This window comes from Hymenobacter sp. YC55, from assembly GCF_029433095.1.
Lineage (GTDB): Bacteria > Bacteroidota > Bacteroidia > Cytophagales > Hymenobacteraceae > Hymenobacter.
In genome coordinates this window covers 2552452-2567110 of the sequence record NZ_JARNTX010000001.1, presented here as the reverse complement: position 1 = coordinate 2567110, position 14659 = coordinate 2552452, and the positions used below count along the sequence as shown (strand labels likewise).

At 57.3% G+C, this 14659-nt stretch carries 9 protein-coding genes; 3 read left to right on the top strand and 6 right to left on the bottom strand.

Translation table 11 applies throughout. The annotated features are described in order from the left end of the window. Positions 1 to 129: 129 nt before the first annotated feature. Positions 130 to 1182, top strand: coding sequence for a LacI family DNA-binding transcriptional regulator (locus P1X16_RS10855; RefSeq protein WP_277228685.1), 1053 nt, complete (start codon positions 130 to 132; stop codon positions 1180 to 1182). Between the two features lie 118 nt (positions 1183 to 1300). Here the strand turns inward: P1X16_RS10855 and P1X16_RS10850 are convergent, their stop codons facing one another. Then, positions 1301 to 1735 (bottom strand): nucleoside deaminase, encoded by a 435-nt coding sequence (locus tag P1X16_RS10850; protein ID WP_277228683.1) that lies wholly within the window; start codon positions 1733 to 1735, stop codon positions 1301 to 1303. 76 nt (positions 1736 to 1811) lie between these two features. Beyond that, positions 1812 to 4877, bottom strand: coding sequence for a PD-(D/E)XK nuclease family protein (locus P1X16_RS10845; RefSeq protein ID WP_277228681.1), 3066 nt, complete (start codon positions 4875 to 4877; stop codon positions 1812 to 1814). An 89-nt stretch (positions 4878 to 4966) separates the two neighbouring features. Between P1X16_RS10845 and P1X16_RS10840 the strand changes: the two genes are divergently transcribed. Continuing rightward, positions 4967 to 5725, top strand: coding sequence for a YwqG family protein (locus tag P1X16_RS10840; protein ID WP_277228678.1), 759 nt, complete (start codon positions 4967 to 4969; stop codon positions 5723 to 5725). Between the two features lie 341 nt (positions 5726 to 6066). Further along, positions 6067 to 6570, top strand: a complete 504-nt coding sequence (locus tag P1X16_RS10835) for a vitamin K epoxide reductase family protein (protein WP_277228676.1) — start codon at positions 6067 to 6069, stop codon at positions 6568 to 6570. Positions 6571 to 6660: 90 nt separating this feature from the next. On the opposite strand, the gene P1X16_RS10830 is transcribed toward P1X16_RS10835, so the two are convergent. From P1X16_RS10830 to P1X16_RS10815, 4 genes are all read right to left on the bottom strand, one after another. Beyond that, a complete protein-coding gene (locus P1X16_RS10830) occupies positions 6661 to 8871 on the bottom strand; it encodes a molybdopterin cofactor-binding domain-containing protein (RefSeq protein WP_277228675.1) in 2211 nt (736 codons plus the stop codon). Positions 8872 to 8991: 120 nt separating this feature from the next. After that, positions 8992 to 9495 carry a (2Fe-2S)-binding protein gene (locus tag P1X16_RS10825; RefSeq protein WP_277228673.1) on the bottom strand — a complete coding sequence of 168 codons (504 nt, stop codon included), beginning with the start codon at positions 9493 to 9495 and terminating at the stop codon, positions 8992 to 8994. A 114-nt stretch (positions 9496 to 9609) separates the two neighbouring features. Next, positions 9610 to 10887, bottom strand: coding sequence for a TCR/Tet family MFS transporter (locus P1X16_RS10820; RefSeq protein ID WP_277228671.1), 1278 nt, complete (start codon positions 10885 to 10887; stop codon positions 9610 to 9612). Between the two features lie 128 nt (positions 10888 to 11015). After that, entirely contained in the window at positions 11016 to 14627 is a 3612-nt protein-coding gene (locus P1X16_RS10815; protein ID WP_277228669.1) for a UvrD-helicase domain-containing protein, read from the bottom strand. Positions 14628 to 14659 lie beyond the last annotated feature (32 nt).

Below are 14659 nucleotides of genomic sequence, written 5' to 3'. Positions count from 1 at the left end.
CCGCAGATGGTGCTAATTTGCTACCAGCTTGGAATTCGGCAGGCCGCCGGATGTTTAGAAGTCATGTCGCAAAACCACTTCTTACTCAGGTCGTTTCGCCGCAACAGTCGTTATAGCAACAAATAAATTATGGGAACTCGTCGGGCATCTATCACGGATTTGGCCAAACAGCTAAACTTATCCCCCTCCACTATTTCCCGCGCCCTCTCCGATCATGAAGACGTTAGCCAAGCAACCAAAGACCGGGTGCGACAACTAGCTACTGCCCTCAACTACCAGCCCAACCAACTAGCGGCGGGCTTGCGCAAAGGCCGCAGCAAGATGCTCGGCGTGCTGGTGCCGCACATCACCGGCAACTTTTTCCCGCAGGTGGTCCACGGCATTGCTACCGAGGCTAATCTGTCGGGCTACAACGTGATGATCTTTCAATCAAACGAAGACGAGCAGCAGGAAAGAAAGAACATTGAGTTGTTGATGAATGCGCAGGTGGAGGGGATACTGGTGTCGTTGGCCAACAGTACCCATAACTTCGAGCACTTCGAAATGGTGCAAGACAACACCCTGCCCCTGGTTTTTTTCGACCGGATAGTGGAAGGCATTGCAGGGGCCAGCGTAGGTGCGGTGGTCATTGACGATTACCAGGGCGCCTACGAGGTGGTCACGCACCTAGTGTCGCAGGGGTGCACCCGCATCGCGCACTTCACCGGGCCGTTGCACTTGAATATCTACCGCAACCGCCACCAAGGCTACCTCGATGCGTTGCAGGCGCATGGATTACCTGTTCGAGAAGAGCTAACTGTGTTCGGGGAAATGAGTTTGGCGGGTGGCACCGAGGGCATGCGGCAACTGCTGGCGCTGCCCCAGCGGCCGGACGCCGTGTTTTTTTCTATTGATGTGGCCGCGGTAGGCGCCATGCAGGTTCTCAAGAAAGCCGGTATTCGAATACCGCAGGATATTGCCCTAGCTGGTTTCAGCAACGAGCAATTCACCGCCTTCACCGACCCTAGCATCACGAGCGTCGACCAAAATTGCGAACTGATGGGGCGCACGGCCGTGCAGATGCTGCTCGATATGGTAACCGACAACCCGGAGCGGCCCGCCTCCCCGCACAACATCGTGCTCAAGCCCAAGCTGCTGATTCGCGAATCGTCATTGCGTAAGCCCGGCGTGGCTGTTTCCTGAGTTGCTTGTTGAAGAGACAATCACGCTTACCGGCTTTGGGTGTAGCGGAGGCTTCCGTTGGCGCCGGGTTTGCAGCCTGCTTGGGCCAACCAAATCCCGGCGCCAGCGGAAGCGGGTGCTACAACTCCATAATATCCTCGTTCCAAAGCGTGGGCTCGGCGTCGATGAATTCCTGCATCATGTCCACGCACTCGTCTAGGTCAAGAATAACGACTTCGACGCCGTGGCTTTCCAGAAACTCTTTGGATTCGCCGAAGGTGCGGGCCTCACCAACTACCACCTTCGGGATTTTGAACTGCACGATGGTGCCGGCGCACATAAAGCAAGGCATGAGCGTGGTGTAAAGCACCGTGTCGCGGTAGGTGCGCTGCCGGCCGGCGTTGCGGAGGGCGTCCATTTCGCCGTGGGCAATGGGGTCGAGTTCCTGCACCCGCTTGTTGTGCCCCCGGCTCACAATTTCGCCGTTACGCATCAGCACCGAGCCAATCGGAATACCGCCTTCTTTACGTCCTTGCCGCGCCTCATCGATGGCGGCCTGCATGAATTCGTCCATGAATTGCTTGTTGATTGTTGAATGGTTGATTGTTAGTTGCTGATTGGTAAGTGGTTGTATGATTAGCAATCAGCCATCATCTGGCACATATGCCCTGATACGGGCAATATTGACACTTTTCTAGGTCGTCGGTTTTGCGAATAGCCTCGGCGGGGTCAAGGATGCGGTTGACCAGCTGGCTCAGCAACTCCTCGCTCCGTGCCATAAACGACTGGCCATCAGCCGTCAGAAACGACATATCCGCCGACATGGGGCCGGCGGGTATGTTGCGCAACGAGATGATAGCCGCATCGGCCGCGGGCCGACCGCCTTGCTCCAGCATAAACCGGTAGAGCCAGAGCTGCCGCACTTTATCCGCCGCCGACGTGTCTTCCCGGATCAGGCGCTCGGCAGCCTCGGCGGGTGTCTCGTTGCGCTTTTGCAGCTTCAGCTCGTGGGCGTGCACCAGGCCGGTTTTGTAATCAACTACCCGCAGGCGACCGTCGGGTAGTTGGTCGACCCGGTCGGCAAAACCGATAAGGCTGACGGGCAACTTCTCGCCACTCGGCAGCGCCACGTAGATGGTGGCCTGTAAGCCCTCTTCAATGCTTTGAATCTGGAGGGGCAGAGCGTTGGGTTGCGTGAGCAGGCTCTCGAAATAGCGCCGCACAAGTTGGGTAGCAACTTGGCCCAGCACGTGGTTAAGGCCCTCATCGGCGCGGGCGTGGCGGTCTTCTTCTTCCTTGCGCAACGCCTTGGCCACCAACGTTGGAGCCGACTTTATCAGGTCTGGAATGGCAGCAGCAGTCAGGGGTTTGCCGCTGCGTTGGAACGGGGCAAGCAACTCTTCTAGCACCTCGTGCACTATTGTTCCGAACCCATCCACGCCCAAGGCTTCCTCCACTTCGTCGGCCTCCCGGAAACGGGCAATGCGGTTGAAATAGAATTTCAGCGAGCAGTTCAGGTACTCGTTTAAGCCAGTCGGCGAAAGGCCTTTTATCAAGACCTCCCGCAGTGCGTCTAGCATCCCAAGGTCTTTTTGCAAGACCAAGTCGTTCATGACTTCATGCCCCGAGGTCAGTATATTGTCTGGCTCGTTTTCCAGGGAAGGAGGGTTCACTCTGGACCCGAAATCAAATTCCGGCGCTCGATTAGCGGCTATTCCCTGCTTCGGTGTGGCAGCCGGAATAGGGGGAGAGGTAACCGCCGTCAGGTCCTCCAACACCATTCCGAGGTTTTGCGGTAGCAAGTCGTTGGCTAGTTGCAGCAAAAACCGGCTCCGCTCGCCGGTGCGAGTGCCTTCGGCGCCGGGTAGCACGTGCACCAAATCGACGCGGCGGGTGCGCTGGAGCAAGCGCCAAAACTGGTAGGAGGTGGCGGCTTCGTGGTCGGCGTAGGTGGGCATGCGGAACTCGGTCAGCACGTCGTAGGGAAATAGCGAGGTGTGACGCTTAGGGGCTGGCAGTACGTTTTCGTTGCAGCTCAGCAGGATAATATGATCGAAATCGAGGGCGCGGGTTTCCAGCAAGCCCATGACTTGCACATCGGCAATGGGCTCGCCCGAGAAAGGCAAGCGGGTGCGAGTCATCTGCTCGTAGAGAAACCGCCGGAACGAGCGCACCGACAACCGCTGCTCCCGGCAGTCGAACACCGAATCGAGGCGCTTGATCAGCGTATAAAACAGGTACAAGTATTCGGCCTCAATGGCCGAGTGCTGCTCGGTGTAGACTTGTTTCAGCAAGTCGATGAGCGTGTAACAAGCCGCAATAATATCGTCGCAGGTGTCCCAGGTCTTAAATAGGGCCTCGATAATCGGATGGCTCTTGCCGATTTCCAGCAGCTCGGCGGCAGGCAGCAGCACCGCGTTGCGCTTCACTATTTCGCGGCACACGCCATCGAGCAGGCCGTGGTATTTCTTGTTGGGCTGCCGGTCGAGCCACTGCTGGTAGCGGCGCAAAAACGGGTGGCTCAGCAGCTTGTTTACGGCCAAGTGGTGGTAGCGGGGCACGCCATAGCCGGTTTCGGCAGTGCCCTCCCTGATGCCGGTTAGGTGCACCTCAAACAGCAAATCCACGAGGTTGAACAGGGGCGTGCTCTGGAAGCTCAAGCCCATGGTCACGTTGTAGTCGGGCACCGCATCGGGTGGGAGGCCGTGCAGCACGGGCAGCAGCAGGGTTTCGTCGGGCAGCACTACGGCTACCGTGCTGTTGGGGAACTGTAGGCGCGCTTCCGCCAGCAGCTGGCCAGCCACTTTGCCTTGCATACTGGCATTGGCCACGCCCACGAAGCGGACGTGCCGGGGTAAGGTGCGCAGCAAATCGGTAGGGGCACCAAAGTCGCCGAATTCTGGTGGGGCCCAGCGCTTCAGGTAGTTTTTGAGGTGCTGCCCGGCACGGTTGGGGGAGTCGAAGTCGAGGTAGAACAGGTCGGCGTCGAAGCGCACTTCAGCGCGGCCAGCGCGGTGCAGCACGTCAATCAGCGTAAACTCCGCTTTCGAGAGGTAGCCTAAACCTAAAAAGACGTGTTTAGCGGGCATAGCACCGCTCTTGACCTGGTCGGTTACCCGCTCGGTGGCCAAGCGGTAAGCTAGGCCGGGGTAGGCAACGCGTTGCTCCAGCATCCGGCGGCGCAGGCGGTGGTATACCTTCGTGAGGTCGTCCCAGAACTTGAAGTACGCCCCCGTTATCGACTGTGGCGAGGGCGCTTCGCTTAGTTCCCAACGCTCTAGCGCCTTGGCCTGCGAAAGGTACTCGAACACCTTGTTGGCGGGCGCCAGATTCTGGTCGAGGTTAGAGAAGTCCTGCAGCAGCAGCCCCGACCAGCCCACAAACCGGTCGAAATCCAGGTCGGCGTCAATGTCCTTTAAGATGTCGAAGAGCAGCAGTTGCAGCGCAATGGGCTCTTCCACCTGCACGCCGGCCAGCTCCACCATGTAGTCTTCCATGGCCGCCACGCGGGGGCTCCACAGCGCCTCGCCCGCGCTGGTAGCCATGGCCAACTCGTTCTTCAAATACACCACCGCCCGCCGCGTCGGCACCACCACCACCAAATCCGACAGCTCCTCGGGCGCATAACGGCCCACCAAGTCGTGCGCGGCTTGCGAGAGGAAAGAGTCGGTAGCGGTGGTAGGGGTGGGCAGGAGAGATACGGCGGGCTGATTCATAGCAAAAGATGTGAGCGGCGAAAGATACGCTCCTGGCGGCGGTAGGCTTATCTTATGGCCGACTTTACGCTAACCATTCAATCTGCACCATGATTCCAGAATTCCTGCAGCCCTTTGCCGATCAATTAGAACATTATAAGCTAGAGAGTATTAAAATAAAGGCTACGCCGCTAGACGCCGACCAACCCGCTTCCGCCGCTAGCAAATTTCGGGGGCTCCCGCACCTGCCAGCATCCGTACCCTATCCGCTTGATAATGCTAGGAAGCCCATGCTGCTACTGGCGCAGATCAACTTGCAGGAGCTGCCAAGCAATACATTCTTGCCGGCGGCAGGGCTGCTCCAGTTCTACGTAGCCACTCACGACTGGTACGATATGGACCAAAGCGCTGTGCTGTACCTCAGCCCCGAGCAACTTCAGGAGGAAGCTCGGCAAGACTATAGTTTCTTACCCGCAGACCACTATGACGATAGCCCAATCGATTGTGAACACCAATTAACCTTTGCGCGTGCTGTTGAATACGGCTCAGCTCATGACCACCGATTTGGGCTAGAATTCAATGGGTTGGATAGCTATGAGTATGCCGAAACATTGCCCGAAGCTGAGCAAAAGATATTTCAGCAGTTCCTAGATGGCGACGGACACAAACTTGGTGGCTACGCGGCCTTCACACAAGGCGACCCCCGTGAGAACGATTCTACTTCCAACCAAGACGTGCAGCTACTACAAATCGACGCCGATGAAAAAATTATGTTTGGAGACTCGGGGGTAGCGCACTTCTTCATTGCCGAGCAAGCACTGAAAGAAGGTCGATTCGAAGAAGCCTATTTCTATTGGGACTGTTACTAGTATCCAGCTAGTCCCGAATACTAAGTCAATAGCAATACAGTTAAAAGCACAGGTTCAATGAAAGCCAAGCATGCACTCATACTCTTTGTACTAGGAGTCTGTATTAATCTGGTCGGTGCCTTGTTCAAGATTCAGCACTGGTCCGGTGCTGATGCCCTATGGATTACCGGCAGCCTACTAGAGGTTGGGGGTATAGTGCTGTTCAGTTACAAGCTAATACAACACCCAAAAGTGAAGGAATTTCTGAATCGCTAGCCGGTTCCTATTCTCAAGCTCCTCCTGAACTCAACCCCAGCCGTTGCCGTACCCTTTTGTAGTCCTCCACCGCAAAACCGGCCTCGATGAATCCTACCGAACTTAGCTACGAACTCCGCAACGGCCAAAGCGCCGACCTTACTCGCCGCCGCTGGATAATCGGCCTTTCCATCCTTGGAGTGGCCGCCGGCCAGATAGTAAGCCTCTACCAAACCGGCATCATCAAGCACCTGCCTGACCCGCCCATCGGCCCCTTCGACTCCGACAAAGTAGACGCCTCCGACTACGCCTACAAGCGCGCCGACACACCCGATGCATTGCCCATGATGGTTACGTATGGCCTCACGGCCTGCCTGGCTGGCGCGGGTGGCTTGCACCGCGCTACTCAGCAGCCAGCCATACCGGTGGCTATGGGCCTCAAAACGCTGTTCGATACCCTCACCACCGTGAAACTTGGTCAGGAAGAGTGGCAGGAAAACAAGGCATTGTGTTTCTACTGCCAAGTAGCTACAGTAGCCTCCGTAACCTCTCTTGCCTTGGCAGTGCCGGAAGCGGTGAAAGGCTTTAAGAAGCTGCTAGGCAAAGAGTAACGAGAATGTTCCTTAGAAATGAAAGCCAGTTTCCCTGCTTAGATGAGCAGGGAAACTGGCTTTTCAGCTTTAGACACTAGCTAAGTTTAATCACGCCAATAGCTTCTCCGGCCGGATGGGTAGCTGGCGGATGCGTTTGCCGCAGGCGTGAAATACAGCGTTGGCAATAGCGGCGGCGGCGGGGCCTTGCGCGGCTTCGCCAGCACCTAGGGGCGGCTCGGTGGGGCGGTCCAGCACGGCCACTTCCACGAGCGGCACTTCATCGAAGCGGTAGATGGGGTATTGCTCCCACTGTCGGGTTGTGACTTGGTATGCGTTGAAGTAAACTTCCTCGTTGAGCGTCCAGCTGGCTGCTTGGATAAGGCCGCCTTCCGTCTGATTTTTCAATCCATCGGGGTTGATTACTTCGCCTGCATCGATAGCTGCCCACATCTTAGCCACGCGTATAGTGGAGCCGTCGGCTTCGGGAGCTACTGTTACTTTGGCTACCACAGCACAATAGGCCGCTTGGTTTTTATAGCGGGCGAAGGCTACGCCGAGTCCTTCGCGTGAAGCCAACTTCTGGTTTTGAACCATGTCCTGCACTTTACGGAGCACGGCTTTGGCCCGCTCGTCTTTTAGGTGGCGCAGGCGAAACGCATACGGGTCTTGCCCGGCTTTTACAGCTAGCTCCTCCATGAAAGATTCAAGAGCAAACACATTACCGAAAGCGCCTAAGCTCCGCAGTGCCGACACCCGCAACGGCCCCTGCACGTAATGCGTGTCTACGCGTACGGCCGGGAAATCGTAGTAGGGTTCGGAGTTGCGGTAGATGCCGCCACTCACATCGTCTTCGGGCTTGGGTAAAAGTGGCTGGGCGAGGTACTGCGCGGCTAGTAGCTTCTCGGGCGAACCACCGGGCCGGGAACTGTGCGTATCCGACCACAACTCGTGCTTCCAATGCGTGACGCGTCCAGTTTTGGGGTCGAGGTGCGCTTCCAGGTCCAGTAGCATGGCGCTGCCGTAGGGCTCCCAGGCGTGTTCGTCTTCCCGGCTCCACTGCACCCGTACGTGGCGGCCGGGTACAGCGCGGGCTAGCAGGGCGGCATCGGCGGCTACGTCGTCGGCGCCGTTGTGGCCGTAGCAGCCCGAGCCCGGTACGCCTTTCACGTGAACGTTCTCTGGGTTGATTTTCAAAAGCTTGGCCAATGCGTCGCGCAGCGGGTATACGCCTTGGCTGTGGGTCCAGACGTGCAAGGTATTTTGCTCGAACAGCGCTACGGCACAGCTCGGCCCGATGGAGCCGTGCATGAGGTAGGGCTTGAAGTAGCTGGCGCGCAACGTAGGCGTGGTGGGCGCACCGTTGAAGTTGCCTTTGTCGGTGGTGCGCTTGTCGATGGCTGGTAGTTGGCGCAAGTGGTCTGCCAGGGGCTGCCCCGCCGGTAAGGCTCGGCCGCCCGACCAACGCGCATGCAGCCGCCCGAAGTCCTGGGCAAGCTTGGCGTCGTATTCCCGCTCGGCCAGCAGCCCCACAAAGCTCCCGTCTACCACCACTTGCAGCACACCAGGCACAGCTTTTTTCAACGCTTTACTATCGAAGCTTTCGAGCTTTGCTTCGTAAGTAGGAGGGCGCAAGATGCGGGCGTGTACCATACCCGGGAAGCGCAGGTCCTGCACATAGTACTCCTCGGCCCGTACCATCCGCTCGATGTCGTCGCGGGGGATGGAGCGGCCTACATAGCGGTAGTCGGCTTTGGGCTTAAGGCGAATGGGCAGGCGCACTTCGTCTTGGAGTTGCTGCCCGCCTAGGAGTTGCGCGAAGCCGAGTTGGCGGCCATCGGTAGTGCGCACGCTACCGTTGCGTAGCTCCAACTGGCTGGGCATGGCTTTAAACTGCGCGGCGGCGAGTATCAGTAGCTTCTGCCGGGCTGCCGCCGCCGCGTAGCGCACCGACATGGCACTTTGCTCGATGGAGGCGCTGCCAGCAGTATAGCGCTCATCGGGGGTGCGGTTTGTTTCGGCCAGCACCACTTCCACGCGCTCCAGTGGCATATCAAGCTCCTCGGCTGCTATTTGTGCCACGGCCGTTCGGATGCCCTGCCCAATTTCGATTTTGCCCGTTAGCACCCGCACCCGGCCATCGGCCAACACTTCCAGCCACGCATTAATGCGCGGATTGTCTTGTAAGCTACCAGGAAGCTCGGGGCCTTTCGGCGTTTCGGCTGCCGCTGCACCAACCCCAAACAAGACGAACCCAATAGTTAAGCAGCCCGCCCCTTTCAGAAAGTTACGCCGTGAAGTAGAAGGAGTGAAGTGAGGCATAGACGATAAACTGCTAAATGCTGGCTTGGTTACTAGCTGCCGTTATAAAAGTAAATAGCTAACAAATAGATGGTTGCAGAGATGTTTATGCCACCCTTAAAAGAGTTATAGCATGTAGCGTCACACCCCGGCGGCCCGTTGCACAGCCCGAATGGCGCGGGCCTGCACGCTGCACCGACACAGCACCCGAAACAAGCCGTTGCGAATGGCGGCCTCATCGGGCTTTGGGTATTGCTTCAACAACGACACTGCCGAAATCACCATGCCGTTGAGGCAGTAGCCACACTGCGCGGCCTGCTCTTGCACGAAGGCGGCTTGCACCGGGTGCAGCGTGCCATCGGGTTTGGTTAAGCCTTCGAGGGTGGTGATGGCCACGCCGCCCGTCACCTGATGAACGGGCAGTTGGCAGCTAGGCCACGCAATATCATTGAGTAGTACCATGCAGGCGCCACACTGTTGCAGGCCACAGCCAAACTTAGGGCCATTGAGCGCCAAGTCGTTGCGCAATACATACAGCAGTGGTGTGGCTGGGTCAACGCGCAACGTGTGCTGTTTCCCGTTTACCAGTAAAGTCAGGTTGGCATCCATACAGGCAATACTACCAGTCGAGATAAAAGGATGCAATGCAGCCGCAGTAATACTTAGCTACGTGGCTGTTAGGCAACGCCTTGACTTTGCTTTAGCATAGCATTACGCGACAAAAAATCGGTGCCTACGCTTCAACTTACAACACAAGGTTTATTCGCTGACCGAAACCTCGCCCGAGCTTACCTGCTCAGTTGTTGCGGCAGTTGTTGGTGCCTCGTAGGTGCTCAATGAGCGCATGGCCAGTAGCAGGCTACCCACCGTAAGCACCGCGCCGGTCAGGAAAGGGGCACCGGGGAAGTGAACAGGCGCCTGTGAACCAGAGAAATAAGAAAATAAGTTGGTCATCAGCGGTGGCCCCACGATAGCCGTGAGGCTAACCAGGCTGGTAAGGGCTCCTTGCAACTCGCCTTGCTCGTTGGGCGGTACTTGCCCCGACATAATGCCTTGCAACGCAGGCCCGGCAATACCCCCCAGACAGTACGGCACTAGAAAGGCAAACATAAACCAGCCTGAGGGCGCAAACGCAAACAACAGGAAGCCTAGCGCATAAAAGCCTAGCCCAAAAAACACGGAACGAGTTGCGCCTAGCTTCGGGTTGAGGTAGCGTATCAAGACGCCCTGCACCAGTGCCGTCAGGGTTCCAATCACGCCTAGCGAGTAGCCTACCCACGCCTCATTCCAATGGAATTTGTACATCGTGTAATACGACCAAGTGCTCTGCGTAGCGTGCGCTGCCACGTACACTAGCGTTAGGGAGCCCACCAACCCCAAAATCACTGGGTAGCGACGCAGTAGCTTCAGCGAGCCAATAGGGTTGGCGCGCCGCAATTCAAATGGCCGCCGGTTTTCCTTGGCCAAGGACTCCGGCAACACAAAGAAGCCGTACAACCAGTTAAGCAACGTCAGGCCAGCGGCAACCAGAAACGGCACATTCGGCCCAAACTGCCCCAGCGTTCCGCCGATTACCGGCCCAATAATGAAGCCCAAACCAAACGCAGCGCCAATCAAGCCGAAGTTCTTGGCCCGGTTTTCGGGCGTGCTGATATCGGCAATGTAGGCACCGGCCGTGGTGAAGCTAGCCCCCGTGATGCCGGCAATCATGCGGCCCACAAACAGCCACTCAACGCTGGGCGCAAAGGCCAGAAATAGGTAGTCGAGGCCAAAACCGAATAGGGCCACTAGTAGCACCGGTCGCCGTCCGTACTTATCGGAGAGGTTGCCGAGCACCGGCGAAAACAGAAACTGCATGCCCGCAAATGCAAACCCCATCCAGCCCCCGTAGCGCGCCGCTGTACTGAGTGGTTCGCCAGTTAGGTGGGTTATCAGCTTGGGCAGCACCGGAATGATGATGCCGAAGCCTATAACGTCGAGCAACAGCGTAATAAAGATGAAAGCTAATGCAGGCTTACGGGGGGAAGTAGCAAACATATCATCAGTATAAGTGGGCCGGGCGAAAGTAATGAGTTTTCGGCTAGGGTTATACCTGATATGCTAAAAAAAATAGTCTATTTACTATTATTGCTAACACGATTGTCTTTTGGCTGCATTGATGGCACTCAAAACACCATCACCTCCTCAGTGCCAAAGTAATACAACACGCATTCTACTTGCTCATAGCCAAGCTGCCGAAACAGCTGTGCATACTGTTGCAATGGCCGCCGGTGGTAAGGTTGCGGCGGCGGTACCTTGAAATCTACTAGCGTTACGCGGGTGCCAGCCCGGCCGGAGCTCAAGGCCGCTACGCCGAAAACTACCCGGTCGGGCTTGTAGTCGCGCCGCTTCACACCACCCACCAAAATTTCACGCTCGGTTTCCACCGATACCTGCGTGCTGAAGTAATGCGCCAGTTGCGGATGCTCCACTACTTTGTGGAGGCGGTCTTCCAAGGCGGGCCGCTCTCGGCTGCTGATCAGGCCTTCTGCTACCAACTGCCGGGCTACGCGCTCCACATCGGTAGCAAGTACCAAGCGCCGTAGTCCATAGTGCAGCTTGCGGTTCCACTCACCAAGCCGCTCCTGCTCGTCGAAGTCGAAGACTGTATTGGCGTGCCGCCGTAGCTGCAGCCGCTCTTCCCAAGGCGCCGTTTCCAGGTTCGACAAAAGGAAGTTGTTGGTGGTTTCTTGCCGGTCGTTTCTTGCCGGCGGAGCAAAGCTGCCTTCTGAAAGCACAAACGACACTTGCTCGTCCTGCCAACGATTTTGCTTTCGTAAGTAACTGTAAAGCAACTCGGCCACATTGCGGGCGGGGCTGCTGGCCGCTTCTGAAGCAGAATCGGAGTCAGTGCTGGCTTTGCGGCCCGTTTCCGTGCGTTTACTGATAATGTAGAGGCGGTGCCGGGGCCGGGTAAAGGCCACGTACAGCATGTTCAGGCTCTCCAGGAATGTCTTTTCTCGCTCCTCGGTGTACTGATCGGAAAGAGCTGTGCGCGTAAGTGCCTTGGTAAGCGGCACTACGGCCACTGCCGGCATTTCAGCCACCGGCTTCGTCTCGTCCGACAAACGACCCCATAGCAACGTGGCCCGGAACGGCTCCAGGCTCCAATCGGCAAAGGGTACAATCACCACACCGTAGGCCAAGCCTTTGGCCTTGTGCACCGTCGTGATGGTAATTGCGTCGCGGCCGGCGGGGGCATTGATACTGAGGGCGCTCTTGCGCTGGTCCCAGTAAGCTAAGAAGTTGTTGAGGTTGTTGCCGAAGCGTAAGCTGTATTCGAGGGTCAAATCCAGAAAGCGGAACAGATACTCACCTTCGCCATTGCGGCCCAGCAATCCGAAGAGCCCAATAAGCCGCTCTGTTAGCTCATAGAGGCCCAAATTGCCGGTTTCGTGCTCATGCAGGTCGTAGCCAAGCGTCCGAAATTCCTCGTAAAAATCAGCGGCGTGCTCGGCATTGGCCAGCGTGGCAATATGCCGGGCCCGGTCGGGGGTAGGGGCTACTCGCAGCACCACTTTGTCGAGCAGCAGCAACGCCTCGGCGCGCGCCAGCGTGTCGGCTGGTTGGTTGAACACCCGAAAAATTGCCACCAGCAGGTTCACCACCTCCGCAAACTCCAACGACAGCGAATCGGCGGAGATAATATCGTAGCCACGCTCCTTCAGAAATTTCGCCACCAACCGGCTACCCCGCCGCCGCCGGCTAAGCACGGCAATATCGCGCAGCTGAAATCCGTCGCGCAGGGCTTGTTCCACTAGCGCCAGCGTCAGATAAAGCGTGCTTTCGTCGTAGTCGAGGCTGGTGCTGGCAGGGTATCCGGGTAATAGGTCGTCTTTGTACGCGCGGTGGTCGGCGTCGTAAAGCCGGGCCGGCGCGTCGTCTTGCGTGAAAAGGATTTCCACATGGCCAGCGGCCTCTGCGCTTGGTTTACGCTGCTTAGGAGGAAAAGGAAGAGGAGCCTGCGTCGATTCCAGATCAGAGGGCGTTGAAAGAATATAGTCGAGGCTAGAACCCGGTGCACTGAAGTCGAATTCTTCCTGCTCTTCCTCGGTAGCGGCAGTTGTAGTTGTCTGCAGGTGAACCAGTTCCTGGCTTGCCGACTGAGGTACGGTCTGTTGAAACTCTTCGCCAAACAAGTCCTGCACCAACGGGAAGGCTGCGTGCATCTGCCGAATGTGGCTGAAGAAGTCGTTGTTGAACCCTACGATTTCGGGCGCCGACCGGTAGTTCACGTTCAACGAAGCAGGTTCCAGCGTTTGATCGAGGGTGACGTACCGCTCGCGCAACAGGTCCTGCATTTCGGGGTTGGTGGCGCGGTTCACCAGCGCTTCGGTCTGACCCTGGTGCAGGCGCAGAATCTGCTCCATCTCGCCACCCCGCCACCGGTATATAGCCTGTTTAGCGTCGCCCACAGCCAAGCTCAGGTTGTCGGTAGCCACGGCGTTTTCCACTAGCGGCAAGAGGTTGTTCCATTGCAGCACCGACGTATCTTGAAACTCGTCGATCAGCAGGTGGTTGTACCGCTCGCCGAGACGCTCGTACAAGAACGGCACGGGCTCGGTGAGTACTATGCTGGCAATGCGGCGGTTGAACTCGCTGATTAGCACAATATTCCGCTCCCGGCTCACCTGATCCACAATCTTGTTCATCTCGCTGAGTAGCGAGGCGTGAAACAAATAAGGCTGCATGGCTGCTAGCAGCAGATAGTCGGATAGTACGCTGGCGCGTAGCCGCTCAAACTGCTCGTACGCCGTAAGCAGGGCCGCTTTTGCACTGTCCACTCGTTGGCGGTCGGCTTCGGTTTTCACTTTACCGCTGTACCACTTGTCTTGTTCCACGGTGGCCCGCACGTAGCTATTGGCTTCCTTTTCGGGCAGCAGGCGCTCTTCCCATTTCGTAACGTAGCCGAAAATACCGCTGCGGCCCTGGTACAAGTCGGTTTCCGTGACGCCGGCCGCGGCCAGGGCCCCTGTAGCTTGCTCGCCTATCGCCCGAAATTCGCCTTCAATCTGTTCCTGCCGCTTGCGGAGCGTTTCGTGCAGCCGCCGAAAATCTTGTAGCGTCAGTGTTTGGAGCTGCGCCACCGCTTCGTGCACGGTTTCGTTGAAAAGGAAGCCACCGAATTCCACTAGCTCGCCCGCCAAGTTGTTCCAGCTTTTGCCTTCCTCGGCCCGGCTCAGTGCATATTCGCTCAGAGTACGCGCCAGCAGCTTGGAATTCGGGTCACGGTTCACTTTCTCCAACAAGGCCGCCACCGCTGTTTGCAGCACGGCCTCGGTATCTAGTTCCACCTCAAATGTGGCCGGCAAGCCCAATTCCCGTGTGAATGCCGTCACGATGCGCTGCACAAACGAGTCAATAGTGCTCACCGCAAAATCGGCGTAGTGGTACAGCACCAACCGAAACGTTGCCTGCGCCCGCCGCCGCACTTCCTGTTGCTGCTCCTCGTTGGTAGTGGCAAAGCGCGGCATCTTGCCTTCCTCGGCTAGCTCCGCCGCCACTTCTGCTAGCAGCGTATCCTTCTCACCCTCCTGCGGATACGCAAACTGCCGGAGCGCCCCAATAATGCGCGCCTTCATCTCCCCCGCCGCATCGTTGGTAAAAGTAATGGCCAGTATCCGCTTGAAATACCCCGGGTCCTCGTCGCCCAAGGCCAGCTTCAGGTATTCCTTGGTCAGCTGGTAGGTTTTGCCGGAGCCGGCAGAAGAAGAGTAAATGCGAAAAGTGGCGGGCATTGAAAGTTGTTTATTGCTTTTGAAAGCTATAC

Excerpts from the sequence above, each read along its gene's own strand:
- P1X16_RS10855 (WP_277228685.1), top strand. The coding sequence starts at position 130 with ATGGGAACTCGTCGGGCATCTATCACGGATTTGGCCAAACAGCTAAAC.
- P1X16_RS10850 (WP_277228683.1), bottom strand. The coding sequence starts at position 1,735 with ATGGACGAATTCATGCAGGCCGCCATCGATGAGGCGCGGCAAGGACGT.
- P1X16_RS10845 (WP_277228681.1), bottom strand. The coding sequence starts at position 4,877 with ATGAATCAGCCCGCCGTATCTCTCCTGCCCACCCCTACCACCGCTACC.
- P1X16_RS10840 (WP_277228678.1), top strand. The coding sequence starts at position 4,967 with ATGATTCCAGAATTCCTGCAGCCCTTTGCCGATCAATTAGAACATTAT.
- P1X16_RS10835 (WP_277228676.1), top strand. The coding sequence starts at position 6,067 with ATGAATCCTACCGAACTTAGCTACGAACTCCGCAACGGCCAAAGCGCC.
- P1X16_RS10830 (WP_277228675.1), bottom strand. The coding sequence starts at position 8,871 with ATGCCTCACTTCACTCCTTCTACTTCACGGCGTAACTTTCTGAAAGGG.
- P1X16_RS10820 (WP_277228671.1), bottom strand. The coding sequence starts at position 10,887 with ATGTTTGCTACTTCCCCCCGTAAGCCTGCATTAGCTTTCATCTTTATT.
- P1X16_RS10815 (WP_277228669.1), bottom strand. The coding sequence starts at position 14,627 with ATGCCCGCCACTTTTCGCATTTACTCTTCTTCTGCCGGCTCCGGCAAA.